This is a genomic window from Ruegeria sp., from assembly GCF_965199275.1.
In the GTDB taxonomy this organism is placed as follows: Bacteria; Pseudomonadota; Alphaproteobacteria; order Rhodobacterales; family Rhodobacteraceae; genus Ruegeria.
The window spans coordinates 189,467-204,184 of record NZ_CBDAQX010000024.1 but is presented as its reverse complement, the minus strand read 5'-3'; the positions used below and the strand labels follow the sequence as shown (position 1 = coordinate 204,184).

22 protein-coding genes are annotated in these 14,718 nt (G+C 67.8%); 2 read left to right on the top strand and 20 right to left on the bottom strand.

What is annotated here, in order from left to right:
* Nucleotides 1–2 precede the first annotated feature (2 nt).
* The 18 genes from ACOERD_RS25885 to ACOERD_RS25800 are packed head-to-tail and all read right to left on the bottom strand — an operon-like array spanning nucleotide 3 to nucleotide 11,452.
* Nucleotides 3–1,430: a hypothetical protein gene (locus tag ACOERD_RS25885; protein WP_419738328.1), complete on the bottom strand. Its 1,428-nt coding sequence runs from the start codon at nucleotides 1,428–1,430 to the stop codon at nucleotides 3–5.
* On the bottom strand, nucleotides 1,427–1,996 hold the full coding sequence (locus ACOERD_RS25880; RefSeq protein WP_419737724.1) for a phage protein Gp27 family protein: 570 nt from the start codon (nucleotides 1,994–1,996) through the stop codon (nucleotides 1,427–1,429). Before ACOERD_RS25880 ends, ACOERD_RS25885 begins: the two co-directional genes overlap by 4 nt.
* Nucleotide 1,997: 1 nt before the next feature.
* On the bottom strand, nucleotides 1,998–2,297 hold the full coding sequence (locus tag ACOERD_RS25875) for a hypothetical protein (protein WP_419738329.1): 300 nt from the start codon (nucleotides 2,295–2,297) through the stop codon (nucleotides 1,998–2,000).
* Nucleotides 2,294–2,722 (bottom strand): DUF2730 family protein, encoded by a 429-nt coding sequence (locus ACOERD_RS25870; RefSeq protein ID WP_419737722.1) that lies wholly within the window; start codon nucleotides 2,720–2,722, stop codon nucleotides 2,294–2,296. The genes ACOERD_RS25875 and ACOERD_RS25870 overlap by 4 nt, the downstream gene beginning before the upstream one ends.
* A 49-nt stretch (nucleotides 2,723–2,771) precedes the next feature.
* Nucleotides 2,772–3,026 (bottom strand): hypothetical protein, encoded by a 255-nt coding sequence (locus ACOERD_RS25865; RefSeq protein ID WP_419737721.1) that lies wholly within the window; start codon nucleotides 3,024–3,026, stop codon nucleotides 2,772–2,774.
* Nucleotides 3,016–3,297, bottom strand: a complete 282-nt coding sequence (locus tag ACOERD_RS25860) for a hypothetical protein (protein WP_419737720.1) — start codon at nucleotides 3,295–3,297, stop codon at nucleotides 3,016–3,018. The genes ACOERD_RS25865 and ACOERD_RS25860 overlap by 11 nt, the downstream gene beginning before the upstream one ends.
* Nucleotides 3,298–4,107 carry a phosphoadenosine phosphosulfate reductase family protein gene (locus ACOERD_RS25855; protein WP_419738330.1) on the bottom strand — a complete coding sequence of 270 codons (810 nt, stop codon included), beginning with the start codon at nucleotides 4,105–4,107 and terminating at the stop codon, nucleotides 3,298–3,300.
* 35 nt (nucleotides 4,108–4,142) lie between these two features.
* Complete coding sequence (locus tag ACOERD_RS25850) at nucleotides 4,143–4,505, bottom strand: hypothetical protein (RefSeq protein WP_419738331.1); 363 nt, start codon at nucleotides 4,503–4,505, stop codon at nucleotides 4,143–4,145.
* Entirely contained in the window at nucleotides 4,502–4,807 is a 306-nt protein-coding gene (locus tag ACOERD_RS25845; protein ID WP_419738332.1) for a hypothetical protein, read from the bottom strand. Before ACOERD_RS25845 ends, ACOERD_RS25850 begins: the two co-directional genes overlap by 4 nt.
* Nucleotides 4,804–5,475 (bottom strand): hypothetical protein, encoded by a 672-nt coding sequence (locus tag ACOERD_RS25840; protein WP_419738333.1) that lies wholly within the window; start codon nucleotides 5,473–5,475, stop codon nucleotides 4,804–4,806. The genes ACOERD_RS25845 and ACOERD_RS25840 overlap by 4 nt, the downstream gene beginning before the upstream one ends.
* A complete protein-coding gene (locus tag ACOERD_RS25835) occupies nucleotides 5,472–5,693 on the bottom strand; it encodes a hypothetical protein (RefSeq protein WP_419738334.1) in 222 nt (73 codons plus the stop codon). The genes ACOERD_RS25840 and ACOERD_RS25835 overlap by 4 nt, the downstream gene beginning before the upstream one ends.
* A 24-nt stretch (nucleotides 5,694–5,717) precedes the next feature.
* Entirely contained in the window at nucleotides 5,718–6,464 is a 747-nt protein-coding gene (locus tag ACOERD_RS25830) for a DUF3164 family protein (RefSeq protein ID WP_419737797.1), read from the bottom strand.
* 52 nt (nucleotides 6,465–6,516) lie between these two features.
* On the bottom strand, nucleotides 6,517–6,684 hold the full coding sequence (locus ACOERD_RS25825) for a hypothetical protein (protein ID WP_419737798.1): 168 nt from the start codon (nucleotides 6,682–6,684) through the stop codon (nucleotides 6,517–6,519).
* Entirely contained in the window at nucleotides 6,681–7,688 is a 1,008-nt protein-coding gene (locus ACOERD_RS25820; protein ID WP_419738683.1) for an AAA family ATPase, read from the bottom strand. Before ACOERD_RS25820 ends, ACOERD_RS25825 begins: the two co-directional genes overlap by 4 nt.
* A 17-nt stretch (nucleotides 7,689–7,705) precedes the next feature.
* On the bottom strand, nucleotides 7,706–9,592 hold the full coding sequence (locus ACOERD_RS25815; protein WP_419740928.1) for a Mu transposase C-terminal domain-containing protein: 1,887 nt from the start codon (nucleotides 9,590–9,592) through the stop codon (nucleotides 7,706–7,708).
* Entirely contained in the window at nucleotides 9,589–10,398 is an 810-nt protein-coding gene (locus ACOERD_RS25810; protein WP_419737802.1) for a hypothetical protein, read from the bottom strand. The genes ACOERD_RS25815 and ACOERD_RS25810 overlap by 4 nt, the downstream gene beginning before the upstream one ends.
* Nucleotides 10,395–10,718 carry a hypothetical protein gene (locus ACOERD_RS25805; protein ID WP_419737803.1) on the bottom strand — a complete coding sequence of 108 codons (324 nt, stop codon included), beginning with the start codon at nucleotides 10,716–10,718 and terminating at the stop codon, nucleotides 10,395–10,397. The genes ACOERD_RS25810 and ACOERD_RS25805 overlap by 4 nt, the downstream gene beginning before the upstream one ends.
* Entirely contained in the window at nucleotides 10,715–11,452 is a 738-nt protein-coding gene (locus ACOERD_RS25800) for a helix-turn-helix domain-containing protein (RefSeq protein WP_419737804.1), read from the bottom strand. The genes ACOERD_RS25805 and ACOERD_RS25800 overlap by 4 nt, the downstream gene beginning before the upstream one ends.
* A 273-nt stretch (nucleotides 11,453–11,725) precedes the next feature.
* Between ACOERD_RS25800 and ACOERD_RS25795 the strand changes: the two genes are divergently transcribed.
* On the top strand, nucleotides 11,726–11,995 hold the full coding sequence (locus ACOERD_RS25795) for a hypothetical protein (protein ID WP_419737805.1): 270 nt from the start codon (nucleotides 11,726–11,728) through the stop codon (nucleotides 11,993–11,995).
* A 400-nt stretch (nucleotides 11,996–12,395) separates the two neighbouring features.
* On the opposite strand, the gene ACOERD_RS25790 is transcribed toward ACOERD_RS25795, so the two are convergent.
* Entirely contained in the window at nucleotides 12,396–12,677 is a 282-nt protein-coding gene (locus tag ACOERD_RS25790; RefSeq protein ID WP_419738681.1) for a hypothetical protein, read from the bottom strand.
* Nucleotides 12,678–12,721: 44 nt separating this feature from the next.
* Nucleotides 12,722–12,952, bottom strand: coding sequence for a hypothetical protein (locus ACOERD_RS25785; protein WP_419738680.1), 231 nt, complete (start codon nucleotides 12,950–12,952; stop codon nucleotides 12,722–12,724).
* A gap of 465 nt (nucleotides 12,953–13,417) precedes the next feature.
* On the opposite strand from ACOERD_RS25785, the gene ACOERD_RS25780 reads away from it, so the two are divergent.
* Complete coding sequence (locus ACOERD_RS25780) at nucleotides 13,418–14,716, top strand: S24 family peptidase (RefSeq protein ID WP_419740927.1); 1,299 nt, start codon at nucleotides 13,418–13,420, stop codon at nucleotides 14,714–14,716.
* Nucleotides 14,717–14,718 lie beyond the last annotated feature (2 nt).

Below are 14,718 nucleotides of genomic sequence, written 5' to 3'. Positions count from 1 at the left end.
GCTTACCTCCAGCCAACAGGGCCCGCCAGCGGCGAGCGGATGATGTCAAGATCGGGATCGGCGCGGTAGCCCGCGCCCGCGCCTGGCCCGCCGCCCAGCCCGGCGGAGCTGAGTTGCGGACCCGGCCGCATCTCGAAGGGTCCTGCCACCGAGGCGGCTCCGAAGGCCGCGAGCGCCAGGGCCCAGAAGCGATCGGCATGCCCGTCACTGTCCTTGCGGTCGGCAACAAGGCGCGGCGCCCCGGAGGCCGAGGGTTCGGCGCGCACGGAATGCAGATCATCCCAGAGCGCGGGATCGGCGGGAATGCGAATGCGGCGATCCTCGAAGGCCTCGCGCAGGGCGCCGGCCACATCGAGCTTGCGGGCCGCCGACAGGAGCACCCCTTCCACGGTGAGCGCGCCATGGTCTTCCTGGTACTGCTCGACCACCGCCTCGCCCATGCCGGTCTGATCGACCAGGATGCGCAAGGGGCGGTGCGCGCGCGCAAGACGGCGCATTTCGGCGCGCTGTTCGGCAAAGGTTTTGTTGTCCAGTGTGACAATCTCGCGCAGCCAGAGCGTGCCCCCATCATCTTCCAGCACGGCGGCCACCCAGAGGTCGCGACGGCGCGCCACATCAACACCGATATAGCAGGGACCGGAGCCGCGATGGTCGGGGTTTCCGGCGCGCGCGTCGCGTGAGGCGGCGCGGATGAGATCATAAAGCAGCCAGGCCCCGCCGCCCGCCGAAGGCACGCAGTCGAGCTCTTCCGGCCCGTGGCGGCCATATTGGGCGCGGATGGCGGCCTCCCAGGCGGTTTCGGCCGGCTGCGTGAGCGGTTGATCGGTAAGCTGTGCAATCCGCCCATAGAGCCCCTGAGCGAGCGCGTCACGCAGTGTCACCCGGTGGAGCGTGCCCGGCTGGCGAGCCTCCCGGATATCGCGCACCAGCGTGTTGAACGGGTTGGCCTCGCCGTTATGGGTGGAGATGATCCGCACCCGGCCGCCCCAGGTCAGAAACGCAAGCGCCGCTTTCAGCACCGCGTCGAGCGTGTCGACAAAGGCGGCCTCATCGATCACCGCCACATCGCCCGGACGGCCCTTGCCCCGAAACCCGCGTGGGGAAGAGGTCATGGCGAGGATCTGTTTGCCCGAGGCCAGCGCGATCCGGAAGGCCTGGATGTCGCGGCCCTCATCATGGATCAGAACCTCGCCGGCCGCCCCGGCCGCGATGTCGAGGTCCTCGGCCCAGCCCGCGCAATCGTCGATGAAGCCGCGCGTCATGTCGCGTGCGTAGCTCTGATAGTAGATATCGCCCCGGCCCGTGCCTGCATGCATCACCGCGTGATAGGCCTCGGCCCAGCTGATCCCGATGCGGCGGGACTTCTCGATCACGGCCAGCGGGGCGGGGTCCCCCACCCAGGCCGATTGATAGGGCAGAAGGGTCCTCATGCATCACCACCCTCGACCGCCTGCCGGATCAGGGCGGCAACATCCGGGCTGAGACCGGCCCCGCGCGCGGCCGCCCCGGCCCGTTCTCCCCCGGCGCGGCGCTCGGCCTCGGCCAGGCGTTTGCGTTCCTTGTCGGCCATTGCCTCGCGCAAGCCCGATGAGCTCATGACATCCTTCATCATCCGGCCCAGGAAATGCAGATCACGCGGATCGATCTCCCCGGCCTCCCGGGTCATCTGCGCTTTCATCACCTTGAAGGCCACGGTGGTGATCATCTCGAAGAGCACCGATTGGCGGCGGGCTTCCTCTTCCAGCCCGATCTCGTCCAGCCACCCCGCCGCCCAGCCGGTGGCCTCCTGCTGAAGGCGCGAGAACTCCCGGTGTTCCTGGCCGAACCGCTGCACCGTTGAGCGCCCGATCGTGACCAGCAGCCCCTTCTCGGCCAGGCGGTCATTGAGCGCGTCGGTGATCGTGTCATAGTCGGCAAACCCCTGCGCGGCGAGCTCTTCGCGCAGCCAGTCACGGATGGCCGAGGGCAGAAGATCGATCTTGCGCCGTCGCGGCATGTCACGGCCCCTTTGGTGCGGGCCGCCTCACGCCGGGATGGAGGGCCCGGCCTTGCGCGATATCCACGCCGCGCGCGGTGGCCGAGGCCAGAACGAAGCCCTCATGGTCCTCCAGCGTCACAAGCTCCTGTTCGCTGAGCCAGGCCAGCGTCGAGACCAGCCGGTCGCGCGAGGTGGTAATGCCCAGCCAATTGCAGACATCCATGAGGATCTCCGAGTTGGAGGCATATTCGAGACAGGCCGAAAGATGGGTGAGGATGGCCAGGCGGCGGTGGGCGTCCAGTGTTGCGGCATAGCTCATCTGCGGCTCTCTCCCAGAAGATGGTCCTCGATCCGGGTGATGGCGGCCGAGAGGGTGCCCACGGCCCTGGCATCGCGCTCCATGGCGGTGCGCAACTCCGAGACCGCGCCCGCCTGGCGTTCGATGGCAAGCTGCAGCGCGTGAATGTCCTCGCGGCTGGCCAGTCCGGCCACCGCGCCTTCCAGCCGCGTCAGCCGTTCGGCGTGGCGGTCGAGCCGGTCGGTGACATCTGCCCCGGGTTCGGATCGGGATGGGTGCGGGGAGGCGCTGCGCCGCAAAAGACCCAGCCGCTGCAGGGCCACCACGGCGCCGCCCAGAAGGCCCAGGATCGCAAGGAGCGCGGCAAAGCTCTGCCAGTCTTCAGGGGTGGGCATCATCAGCAGGCCTCCGGGAAAGATATGCGGGCAAAAGGGTCCTGCCCACATTAGCGGCTTTGCGCCACATCAGTCAGCGGACCATGGTCCGCTGCTCTGGTTATACCCGGGGCGGTGCGGGATCGTTGCAGACCGGACAGGGCACACCGCGCCGCACTTCACTGTCGGTCATGTCAAAAAGCCAGCCCGCCTCATGGCCGCAGCGGCCACATGTGAAATGCCCGCCCTTTGCGGTGCGCCAGCCGGGCATCAGGCCCGGAGCCTGCCCCCGGTCATCGGCATGCATCATCACGCGGCGCATCCGGGGTGGGGGCGTCAAACCCGGAAGCCAGGGCTGGCGGCGTTCAGTCTTCACTGTGAACCGCCCGCGCCGCCTCCAGCCACATCAGACAGGCCGCACCCAGATCGCCCCCGTGGGCGACGAGGCCGTAAAGCTGTATTTCCACGATGCCGCAGGCGAGCTGGGGGATTTCCACCTTTGCCCCGGTCTCGATGAGCGCCGTGGTTACCGCCTCGGTGATCGTCTCCACATCCTCCATCCCCGAAAGCCGCTCCAGAAGGGCGGTGCGGGCTGTGGTGCCGGGATCGGCGTTTTTGTCCTGTTCTTCCATATCCATATCCTTCATCTAGGTACATTCTCCCGCTTCCGCCTGGCACAGAGCGCCTTCGGTCTCAAATATCCAGTCCCCCTGGCGCGCCACGAAATCGGCCAGCTCCGCGCAGCTTCCATCCTTGCGCCAGTATGCGCCTGAGGGGGTGTTGCTGAGGCGCGAGGCCAGCGCTTCCATCTCTATCCACCAGGCAAAGCGGTCGGGGTCATCGCGGGCCAGGGCGGCGCGCACGGCCTCTGACTTGAGAAAGCAGCCATCGCAATTGCCCAGGGGTGTGCGCCCGTCCTCACCTGCCAGCGCCAGATCGAAAGGCTGCGCGGCCCAGAACGCGGCCACGTCGCGCCGGGCAATGCCGGCCCCGGCCAGCGGATACCAATTTTGCCATCTTTCTTTGGGATCATATTTCAAGCGCGATTGTTCATCCGCTCGTATACCCAATGCCGTCGTCCAGTTTTTCCAGCCCTGACCCACCAGCCAGCGCTTGGCGGTGCGCACTTTGAGCTCGGCGGTGCAGTAGCGCGCGGCCACATTGGGCAGATGCCGCTTGCGGCGAATGAGCGCCTCAAAAGGCTCGCCGTTTTGCGACGCGGTTGCGTGATCAACCTCGACCGCGCGAGGACCATTGCCATAGCGGTATTCCAGCCAGACAATCTCCACGCCCCAGCGGGTGCCGCATGTCGCGACAAAATCCAGCGTCTCTTCCCTCTCGCGGCCGGTGTTGGTGAAGATCACCCGCACGTGGTCGGGGTCAAGCCCGCCATTGTTTTCAAGAATATGATGCAGCATCAGGGCCGAGGAGCGGCCGCCGGAAAAGGCGATCTGCACCGGGCCTTCAGGCAGGCGGAAGGGATCGGGGGCATTCATCGCGCGCGCGCCTCGCGCCGGTAGCGCCGCACGGTGCCGGTTGCAATACGCAAGGCGCGGGCGATCTCGCCTGTTCCCAGGCCGCGCCCTGTCAGCCACAGCACCACCGCGCGGCGCGCCAGCGGCACCTCCAGCACATGACCGCCACAGCCCTGCATGAGCGCCTGTGCAGGTGCGTGACCCAGAAGGGCGATCAGGGCCTGGCCCTCGGGGCTTTGATCGCGCGCGGGCACCCGCCAGCTCCGCCCGCCATGTTCCAGCGCGATGGCAAGTGCTGCCTCGCGCCCGGCGTGATCGGCAATCTCGGCCAGGGAGGCCGGCAGGGGCGCGGATGCGCAAGTCTGATGCGGGCGGGTCAATGGTCAGGTCTCCGGTGGGCGCTCCTTTGGTGCCGCAGGCTCAGCCGTTCGGCGCGGTTCGAGATCGGCCCGGCCTGGGCGCTGGTTATGGTGACGAGTGCGACCGTGCCATCTGCCGTGCGCCGCAGATGAAACCGCAGGCCCTCGCGGATCACCGCGCCCTCGCCAAAGGTGCGCATGGCGGCCTCCGCGCCCGGCACCTGCGCCGCAATCCGCGCCCTCAGCCCCTCCACATCCACACCCCAGCTGCGCTCGAGCCAGCGCAGCACCGCGTGATCGGTGACATGCAGCGACCCGGTCATGCGCCCTCCTCCGGTGCGGGCCCGGAGCGGGCCAGCATCGCGCGCAGCGACCGGATCACATCGGTGATGCAGCCCGTATCGGTCAGCGCATCCACATCGAGGGGCACAAAGGCCCAATGCGCCCCGAAGCGCGCGCGGATGAAGGCGTTGAGCCCGGCGCGGCCCGGGCGTTTCAGCGCGCCCCGGCGCCCCAGTTCGCCCCAGAGCGCGTGAATGAGGCGCACGTCGCCCCTTTTGGCTTTGGGGTGGGGGTTTGCGCCGCTGTGGCTGTCCCGGTGGGCCGCGCTGGCGCCCTTCTGACCGCCCCTGTGGCCGCCCCCTGTGCCATCCGGGGCTCCGCCCCTGTGGCCGCCCCCTGTGCCATCCGGGGCTCCGCCCCTGTGGCCGCCCCCTGTGCCATCCGGGGCTCCGCCCGTTCGGCGCTTCATCCGTCCACTGGACGGATGACCGGTTGCACCGGACCGCGCCTCACCCTGCAGCGTGTTGAGATGGGCCAGCAGCAGGACCAGGTCGCGGGCGGACATGTCCCGCATCGACGCCTTGCCGGTCACAGCCAGTTGCACATCATGGCGTGCGTCCGCATCGAGCCCGAGGGCGCGGCAGGCCCCGTGCGCCCCGCGCATCAGCCGGGCGCAGTCCCCTTCGGCATATCGGCGGGTGCGGGTCATGTCACCGCCGCCCCGCCCTGCGCTTTGCGCGCCGCGCGTTCGAACCTCTTCTGCCGCCGCGCGATCCGCATCCGCTGCGCTTTGTGTTCGGGCGCCTTCATCGGCAGGTGCGTGACGGGCAGACCGGAGACCCCCTCGGGGATATGCCTGATCCGCCCGGCCGCCACCGCCGCGTCGATGAGCCTGCGCGCCTCGGCGGAGAGCGGGTCGCGCGTCATGCGGGTGCCAAAGACCGCCACCGCTCAGCCCGCCTTGGCCAGATCGATGCTGATCGGCTCCCAGGCCGCATCGGGGGTGGCGCGGCGATAACAGCGCATATAGGTTTTCGAACCCACCACCCGCATCGCATCGCGGATCGCTTCCATCGCCCTGCGCCAGCGCCCGTCCGCGATATCGAGCCGCAGCAGGCTGTAGATGCCGGCGCGCGCGATCTCGCCCTCCTTGTCGACCTGGAAGGCGTGGGAGACGATGGTGCGGATCTCGGCGCGGCTGCCCTCGGCCCATTCGGCCAGGCATTCCTCCACCAGGTCGCGCGCCACCTGCAATTCGGGGCCGAAGGCGATGCGATCGGCGATCTGCACCTGCACCTTCATCGTGCCGTCATAGGACATATAGGTGCGGTTGCCCTTGACCGAGCGGCGGCTATGGCCGCCATATTCGGCCTCCAGGATCGCATCAAACCCGCCGATCTCATCAAAGCAATGGGACCGGAACCGCCCGATCTGCCCCGAGAGATCACCGGCAAAATGAATGACCCGGCGCACCATCTCATCCTGCAACTGGTCCTGCGGGCGCACCATCTCGAGCGGCGTCAGGCGCCCTTGTGCGTCGCGCATGTAGCGCGCACCATCAATGTCCACCGTGGCCGCATCGATCCAGTTCAGCGGCGGCAGGCCCAGAGATACGGGACCGGCTTCGCTCTCCGGGTCACAGCCCTGGTCGATCCGGGCCTCGGGGCCCCTGTCGGGATGCGGGTTTGTCTGTGCCATAACATGTCCTTTCGATGTGTTGACTGTTGCAGGGGGTCTTTTGCATCCGCCGTCAGCCCTCGGCCGCGTCCTCAAAATCCACATGCGCGAAGATCGCCGGCAGCCCGTCTTCCAGCCCGACCGCCTCGATCTCGTGAAAGCCGCCCGGGATGTCGGCGATCCAGACCTCCTCATGGGCGGGCAGCTCAGAGAGCCGTTCGATCAGCTCCTCTACGCTCATGACAGCTCTCCCGCCGCCGCTTCGATATCCGCCTCGGAGATCGCCTCGCGCCCGGCCCCGCGCGCGATCATCCAGGCCCGCGCCAGATGGCGGCGCAACCCGTGCAGCCCGCCGGGGCCTGCGGCGGCGGCGATCAGATGTTTCATCTCGCGGGCGCCCGGTTTGCGTCCCAGGGGCCCTGCGGCAATGGCGGCCACATCGTCGCGGGCCAGCGCCTTGAGATCGACCCGCATGCCGATCCGCCCCGTCACCTGCGGACAGCGCGCCAGCGTCATGCGGATGGTGTCATCGCCGATGAGCGCCAGCCCGCAGCCGGCCATGTCGCGAATGCAGCGGAGCTCATCAAGCAGGGGTGCGCGCAGATGATGCGCCTCATCGACCACGATGAGCGCGCCGCGCCCCTCAAGGCCGGCCACAATCGCCTGCTCGGCCTCCATGGAATGGGTCGGGCGTGCCCCCGCGCCAAGGGCTGTGCCGAGCCGCGAAAGCAGCCGGGGCAGGGTCGTGAGCGTCGGCGAGGCGCGCAGCCAGATCGCCTGCGCCCGGCCCGCGCAATGGGTCTCGGCCGCCCAGGTCTTGCCGCGCCCCGAGGGGCCGTGGATCAGCGCCAGATCGCCGGCGGCCTGCGCATAGGCCAGGGCGGCACTGACCGCCCGCGTGGCACAGGTCTCGGCATGGGCATCGAGCCGGGCCCCGCCAAAGGCATGGGCGGCGCGCTCGGCGCGGGTATCAAGCCAGCGCCCGATCCGCGCCTCCACGGCGTCATTGTCGCCGCCATAGCTGCCGTTCAGCCAGCTTGAGAGCGTGGGGGCGCTGACCCCGGGACCGATCTCGGCCGCAGCCCTGGCGCGCGACAGGCCAAAGGCGGCCATTTCCGCCTCCACCCGCGCCCGCAGCTCCGCCGGGGCGGGGGCGGGATCGAGGGCGGCAGAAGCGGGATCGGGGTTCGCAGACTTCCCGCGCGCCTCACGCGCAAGGGGTGTGATGTTTTCTGCCGGTTCCATCGGGGGCTTCTCCTCTCTCAGATGTCTTCATCCAGAAACAGTTTCGCGGCCGCCTCCAGCGCGGGGCTGGCGCCCCCGGCCGTCCGGCGGGAGGCTTTGGGTGGGCCGCTGCCCGCAGACCCGCCTGCGCCTGCGCCATCACGCGCCTCGGCCGCCTTGCCGGCCTCCTTGAGTGCCGGCGTCTCGTGGGGTTGATCCGCCCGTGCCCCGGTGCTGGAAAAGGCGATCACCTTGCCCGCCGCCTCCTCAGACGCGCTGAGCACATCCTCCATCGCCCCCTTGGGATTGTGGGCGCGGGCCAGATCGCGGGCGTCCTTGCGGGCGGCCCTGTCGGCCTTGCGGGCCCGGGTTTTCGCCTGCGCCGCAATACGAGCCAGATCAGCCCCGGTGCGCGCGGGGTCCTCGGCCATGAAGAGAAACCGCCCCTCAGGCGAAAACACGAAAAGACGCGCGGGATCGGCAGGGTCATAGCGCAGCTCCACGCGCTCGCCCACGCGGGTGCCCATCTCCGGGGCCATGTACCAGATACCCCCCACCGAAAGGCCGTGCTTGGAAATGGTGCGGCGCGGCCCGTCTCCCGAGCGGCTCACCGGCTCGGCCAGCAGCGGATCAAGCGCGCGCGGATCGCTGATCTTTCTCAGCGGCTCCGCCCAAGCCGCCATGCGCTGAAAAGGGCTCCCGCCGGTGCCGCCATGGGCGCGGCGCCCATAGATGGCCTCGACCCAGATGTCGCATTTGCGCTGCAGCTCCGCCCCGGAAAGCGCGATGTCAAAGGTCTCGGCCGCGTCCGTGCCGCGTCTCTGGGACATGGACTTTTTTGCCTCAAGCTTCTTGCGGTCCATCACGTCATGGCCGGTAAAGCCCGGCAGGAAGGCAAAGAGATCGCGCGTCATCGTGCCGAAAAAGCGCTCGATATAAGGTTTTGCCTCGGGCGTATAGGGCGGGCAGATGTCATGCTGGATGCCCAGGTCCGAGAGCACCCGGGTGAGATGGCGCGAGGTGTAGTCCCGGCCCTCATCGGTGCGCGCCACCTCCGGCACGCCCCAGTCGACAAGGCAGCGCCGCAGGAGCGCGCAGATCGCCGTTGCCCGGCTGGTGGGCACCACCAGAACCTTCGCCCGGCGCGCCCAGACATCAATGGCCCCCACGATCGTATGCCGCCCGTCGGTGCAGATCACATCCGCAGGCGTCGAATCCAGTTCCCAGAGCGCGTTGGGCGCGCGCACTTCCGCCGCCGCGCACCCAAGCGCAGGGGCCAGCCGCGCGCGATGCCCGTCAGGATCAGAGACGGCCGAGAGCGCACGGGCGTTCTCCGCATCGCCCCGCCAGGCCTTCAGCCAGCGTTGTGTCGCGCGCAAGGACGGCGCCTTGCCATAGCGCGCCTTCAGCACCCGCTGCACATGGGAGGCGGTCAGGTGTCCCCCGTGCTCATGGATCAGCGCAAGGGCGCAGTCGCGCATCTGCGCGTCACTGAGCGGCCCGCAGCGCCCGCGCCCGGGCCGGTCGGTCAGCACCGCCAGCCGCGCCTCGGGTGCCAGGCCCTGGCAGGTCAAACGCCAGCGGCGCACGGTGTCACCTGTCACCCCGGCCTCGCGCGCGGCCCGGGCATCCGCATCCGCCCGCGCTATCCCTGTGGCTATCAATCGCTCGGAGGCCGCCACCGCATCGAGCCGCATCCGCGCCTGCGCCAGTGCGGCAGACGAGCGGGGTGCGCTCGGGGGTGCGTCTGAACGAGACGGAAGACCGGCGGAAGGCACCGTGCCTGAACGGGTCTTTGAGGGGGCCTTGAGAGCCCCTTTAGCGGGTTTTGAATTGGACAGGCAGGGGGTCGTGCGGGCGCCTTGCAGGGGTGCTGCAGGGGGCGGGTTTGGCGATATGGCGGGTTTGGGTGGTGCGAATGTCATGGGCTATGGCCTGAAATCCCTGCCGGCAAGGGGCCGGCTTGTTCCGGGGTGGCGTCATCAACCGTCATGGCGTCGTGACGGTTTGCATCCGTCGCCAGGCGGGTGAGCGACGCGCTGACTTTTCCGGCCAGCTTCGTAACCCTCTCCTCCAGCGCCCGTCCGATCAGGGCCTCCAGTGACGGGGCCAGGCGGCGGCGTGCATTGCCGTGCAGACTTGCAACCGCGACCGCAAGATCCTCCGATTCCGTCGCAGCGAGAATGCGGCGATAACCCTCCTCCACCATATCAAGGCCTGCCTCGATATCGGCGCGCACACCATCAACCACGCGCCGCGCCGCATCGGGCCCCGCCCGCTCGGCCTTCAGCGCCTCGATCTCCGCCTTCAGTCGCGCGTTTTCACGCTCGGCACGGCCCCTTGCGGAGCGCTCCGCCATCACGCCGCGCAGCCGGTCCACGGACCAGTTGTAAAGCGAGGCCTCGGCCAGAACCGCGTCGCCCTCTTCCGGCTCCAGCCCCGCCACTTCGGCATGATGCGACCAGCTCAGTTCGTCCCGGCGTCGGGACGGTTCGATCCGCCGCGCCACCGAGGCGCGGTTCTTCAATGTGCCCAAAGGCACGTCCAGCTTTTCCGCCAGCCGCGTCATGTCGCCATAGGCCGTCGGGCGCTCGGCAACCCAGTCACCCATCTCCCAGGCAATGCCGTCAAGGCCACGGTCGAACGCCCTTTCGCGCGCCACAATCGAAAGACCCTTCTCTTCCCATTCGGCATCAAGGCGCGCCTCTATCTGTTCGCGGGGCTCAATCATTGCGCGTCCTCTTTTCCAGTGTGGCCTTGCTGATCTTCGGGTTCCGGCAACACGGGGGCGCGTTCGGGCGCCCCTTGAGCCGGTGGCGGGACCGGCCTCACAAGCCGGTAGAGAAAGATGCGCTCCATCGTCATCGGATCGATACCCTGGCGGCAGGCAATCTCCGCGCCGTTGGCGCGCAATTCCGCCACGGCCGCATTCACGGCGCAGACATCCGCCCCCGTCACGATCTCGCGCGTCGAGTGCTCCCGCCCGTCGCGCAAAAACGCGTGCAGGCGCTGCAGGCGCGGGGAGCGGGAGAGGCGCGCCGCATGCATCATGAGCGCCCTCCCCCACAGGGCGCACCGCCACCCGCAGGGGTCTCGTTGAGATGCGCAAGCACCTCCGCCACCATCAGCGCCGCCCCATCACAGGCCTCGATGCGCGCCTGCGCCCGGGCAATGCCACGGGTCACCGCCTTATGATCGCGCCCGCCAAGGGCCGCACCGATGCGCCCATACGTGGCTTGCGTGAGGGCAGCGCACAGGCACATGGCCATCTGCCGCGCCTGTGCAACCTCCCGATCCTTGAAACCCCCGCGCAGCGCATCCGCCTCCAGCCCGGCCACATGGGCGCTCACCAGGACAATCCGCGCCAGCGCGCGGTCCTGCCCGCCCGGCAGATGCGGCAGCGGCGCAAGCTCGCTGAGCAGGGCGCGCAGCTCCGCGCGCGAAAGGGGCGGTGTGTCGCTTTGCGGGACGGGTGCGTGCCCCGTCGCAGGGGATGTTTCCGGGGTTATCTCGGGGAGTGTTTCGGGGGCGGTCTTGTCGTCCGCCTCGCGCCCGATCCTGTCGCCCGTCTCAAACGCCATCACGCCGGTGAGCGCCGCCTCTGCGCGGGCCATCGCGCCGCAGGCTTCAAGCTCTGCGCCAAGGGCCGCCGCCTTGCGCAGTCCGCCCAAGGTGGCTTTGGCGGTGCGGGCATCCATGCGGCCGCAGGGTTCGGCCGGGCCGATCGACCGGCCCGCCTCCGCAAGGGCGCGGCGCAATTGCCGGAAATCGGAGGCGGCGCTCATGGGCTCACCGCCCAGGCAAGCACCAGCAGAACCCAGAGTGCCCCGAACAGCGAGACCGCGCCAATGAGATCGCTCAGCCAGTGATCGTCCAGGGCGCGGACGAGCCGGGCAAGAAGGCCTCCACGGACAGGGCCGTGGGGGCAGGTGCTGCGCGCTACAGGCGGGCGCGCAGAGCCAGGGAGTAACCGGTCAGGGGTGGCGGCCGGGTCAGGCGTGACGCCCTCCCCCGCCGCCGGTACCATCGGAGATGCAAACCAACCGATGGAGGAAAAGATGGATCCAGATAACGCCGAAATAATCGCCAAGGTCGCAAGCCGCTCAGCCCGAAGCACACACCATTTACTGATCGCGCTGATTGCCTCCCTGATCGACAGCGGCGCGCTATCAGCGGAGGTATTTGCGGAAAAACTCAACGATATGGAGCGCACCATTCGGAGCGTCAGCCCCGAAGACGCCTGGGATGAACTGGAGATGAGGGTCACGATCAGCCTCATTGATCAAATTCGTGATCTTGTTTCTGGCGGCGAGAAAACGTCACCCTGAGCGCGGCGGCGATCGGCCCCCTGCAATCCATCTCGTCGACGAGCACATTGATCAGCCGATCAGCCGGATCGGCAATCTCGTCAAGATTCGGAGTAGGATGGTTATGCATGGCCGTTACCTCGTTGCTGCAGGGGTGTCGGGCGGGCGGATCATGACAGACCCTCCGCTTTGGCAGGACCGGGCGTAACGCCTGGTCCCGCCGCCGGTTCCATCGGAGATGCAAACCAACCGATGGAGAGATAAATGGATGCGGAAAAATACATGTTAATGACGGAGATCGACCGGCGTATAAGTGAGGCCGGCAATCGGGATTTTGAAACGATCATGAGCATTATGCGCCCCCTCATGGCTGTGGTCAGGGCAGGCCTGCTTTCGGGCGCGATTTCTGTTGATGACGCCATTAAGCTGCTGCCCCCGGGCCGGAATGAGGATCAGGATCGCGGGACGATTGAGCAGTGGGCAAACCCGCGATCCGGCGAATGAACGCACGATCATAGTCGTTTATCTCGATACCCGCCCCGGAGAGATCGTACTCAATCCAGAACACGCCAAGGTCCGAAGATGCGGTGGCAAAGGCGGCGATGACCTTGCGGGTCGCAAGGCGTTCCACCGGGTCTTTCCGGGTTGCCAGAACATCCACGCCACAGATGTATTGTTGCCTGTCGAAGAGTGTGGTGATCATGCAGTCTTGTCCTTGTTCATAGCGGGAGGCGGGCGTGGGGGAGATCATGACAGGCCCTCCGCTTGCGGCCCGGGCGTGCCGTCCCCGCCGCCCTCCCAGACCGGCAAGAGGCCCGCCACGCGGGTGGCCAGCGCGTCCCGGCACGGTGCGCAAAGTGCTGTCATGCGCGCGCAGGCCACGGCGTCGGGCTCCATCAGGTGATCATCCACCCGGATCAGCGCCAGCTCGTAGACGCCCGCAGGGCCGCCGCCGCAGTGATCGCAGCGCCCGCTCATGCAGCCGCCTCCGCAGCAGGCGAGCCCGGCGTCGGTGCGGGGCGCGGGATGTCAGAGGGCCAGGCCAAGTCCGCAGGCCAGTGGTCGGAAAACCACTGGGTGACGCGAGCGGCGCGGCGGGTGGTCAGATCGTGGCCGCGTTTCAGACGATCGTAGAAGTCACCGGAACCAGAAGCTAACCGCCCGACAGTGTGTGGGCTGAGATCTCGATGAGCGGCAAGTCGCTCAATCAGTTCGCATATCGTTGTGTGCAACATATGGCCTATATGTGCTAAATTTGGCCAGTATGTCAATAGGCCATATATTGCACATTGGCGACTCATAAAAGCCGTGCCAGAAAATGCACTCATGGATGCAAGAACGATTTTGATTGAAGAAATACGAGGGGCGCTAACCCAAAATGATGAATCAGTTAGAGGCGCGGCTCTTCGTGCCGGTCTTCCAGTGCGAAGCCTTCAGAATGTTTTGGATGGGCGCGACCCAGGGCTGACACGCGTAGAACAAATTTGTAATGCTCTCGGTATTCAGTTTCAGATCGGCCCGCCGCGCGATGGTGCGCCTGTCGGCCTGCCGCGCGCGCCGAACTGGAGCGCCTTCACCGAGGCGACCCTGCCGCACCGGGGGCTGGCCACCTGCTCGGTGCAGGGCTGGTCGAAGAGCCAGCCCTTGCGCGACCCCCTGCCCAGACCGGAGGATATCATGGACGATGACGCTTTCTGGGTTTCGGCCACGGGGCAGTCGATGATCCCCGAAGGCATCGACGGGGGCTGCGTGTGTCTTGTTTCGCCGGGCCGTGAGGTGCGGGACGGGGACCGGGTCTGGATACTGGATTTTCAGGGGCGCGCGGCGATCAAGCGTCTGGTGGAAAAGACAGAAACCGGTTCCCTCAAGCTCCGGGGCTGGCTTCCCAAACGCGACGGCGAGCAGCAGAGCTTTGACGAGGAGCGGCTGCCGGCGGGCATCCGCGAGGTCTACCCGGTGGTGGCGGTGTTCCGGGGCAAGCCGGGTACGGAAGGGGCCGAATATATCCCCGACCCGAAAGCGCCTGCCCCCGCCGCGCCACCCGAGGGATCAAATGTCGCCCCTGTGGAGCGGGTGCCGAAGGCGATCACCGACATGCTGGGCCTGCCCGAGGGCGCAAGCGCGGATGCGGTGCTGAAAGCGATGGAGGCAAAGATTGCCACCCGGGGCACGGCCCATGCCACGCCCGTGGCGGCGCTGGAGCGGAAGGTGGCGCGCGCGCTCAAGTCCGAGACGCGGTCCCTGAAGGACGATCTGGAAGCCAAGCTGGATGCGCTTGCCGCCCGCCTGCCGCCCGCACCGGACGAGGACGAGACCCGAATCAGTCTGCCCTTTGCCGGCGACGTGCGCGCGGCGGCGGGTGCGGGCGAAGAGGTGTTCGAGGAAACGGAAATGAACTTAAGCATTCCGAGCGAGGCCCTGCCACCGGGCCTGAAGCCCGAGCGCGCCATTGCGCTCCGCGCCGAGGGCACATCAATGCACCCCACGATTCGCTCGGGCGATATCCTGGTGATCGATCACGGCGACCGGGAGGCGCGCGAGGGCACGGCTTTCGTAATCCGCACCGGGACCGGTCTTGTGGTCAAGCGGCTCAGACAGAAGGGGCACGGGGGCACGGGGGAATGGATCATGACCAGCGACAACCCTGAGGGCTACCCGCCGCGCCCGGTCGGGCCGGGGGATCACATCCTGGGCCGGGTGATCTGGTTCGGGCCGGAGAAGGCCGTTGTGGTGGGGGGGTGATG

Bases quoted from the DNA above. Each gene is read 5' to 3' on its own strand.
- ACOERD_RS25810 (WP_419737802.1), bottom strand. From the start codon at position 10,398: ATGATTGAGCCCCGCGAACAGATAGAGGCGCGCCTTGATGCCGAATGG.
- ACOERD_RS25870 (WP_419737722.1), bottom strand. From the start codon at position 2,722: ATGTGGGCAGGACCCTTTTGCCCGCATATCTTTCCCGGAGGCCTGCTG.
- ACOERD_RS25815 (WP_419740928.1), bottom strand. From the start codon at position 9,592: ATGACATTCGCACCACCCAAACCCGCCATATCGCCAAACCCGCCCCCT.
- ACOERD_RS25820 (WP_419738683.1), bottom strand. From the start codon at position 7,688: ATGGAACCGGCAGAAAACATCACACCCCTTGCGCGTGAGGCGCGCGGG.
- ACOERD_RS25840 (WP_419738333.1), bottom strand. From the start codon at position 5,475: ATGACCCGCACCCGCCGATATGCCGAAGGGGACTGCGCCCGGCTGATG.
- ACOERD_RS25860 (WP_419737720.1), bottom strand. From the start codon at position 3,297: ATGAAGGATATGGATATGGAAGAACAGGACAAAAACGCCGATCCCGGC.
- ACOERD_RS25800 (WP_419737804.1), bottom strand. From the start codon at position 11,452: ATGAGCGCCGCCTCCGATTTCCGGCAATTGCGCCGCGCCCTTGCGGAG.
- ACOERD_RS25805 (WP_419737803.1), bottom strand. From the start codon at position 10,718: ATGATGCATGCGGCGCGCCTCTCCCGCTCCCCGCGCCTGCAGCGCCTG.
- ACOERD_RS25880 (WP_419737724.1), bottom strand. From the start codon at position 1,996: ATGCCGCGACGGCGCAAGATCGATCTTCTGCCCTCGGCCATCCGTGAC.
- ACOERD_RS25795 (WP_419737805.1), top strand. From the start codon at position 11,726: ATGGATCCAGATAACGCCGAAATAATCGCCAAGGTCGCAAGCCGCTCA.
- ACOERD_RS25875 (WP_419738329.1), bottom strand. From the start codon at position 2,297: ATGAGCTATGCCGCAACACTGGACGCCCACCGCCGCCTGGCCATCCTC.
- ACOERD_RS25785 (WP_419738680.1), bottom strand. From the start codon at position 12,952: ATGAGCGGGCGCTGCGATCACTGCGGCGGCGGCCCTGCGGGCGTCTAC.
- ACOERD_RS25885 (WP_419738328.1), bottom strand. From the start codon at position 1,430: ATGAGGACCCTTCTGCCCTATCAATCGGCCTGGGTGGGGGACCCCGCC.
- ACOERD_RS25835 (WP_419738334.1), bottom strand. From the start codon at position 5,693: ATGACGCGCGACCCGCTCTCCGCCGAGGCGCGCAGGCTCATCGACGCG.
- ACOERD_RS25825 (WP_419737798.1), bottom strand. From the start codon at position 6,684: ATGAGCGTAGAGGAGCTGATCGAACGGCTCTCTGAGCTGCCCGCCCAT.
- ACOERD_RS25790 (WP_419738681.1), bottom strand. From the start codon at position 12,677: ATGATCACCACACTCTTCGACAGGCAACAATACATCTGTGGCGTGGAT.
- ACOERD_RS25830 (WP_419737797.1), bottom strand. From the start codon at position 6,464: ATGGCACAGACAAACCCGCATCCCGACAGGGGCCCCGAGGCCCGGATC.
- ACOERD_RS25845 (WP_419738332.1), bottom strand. From the start codon at position 4,807: ATGACCGGGTCGCTGCATGTCACCGATCACGCGGTGCTGCGCTGGCTC.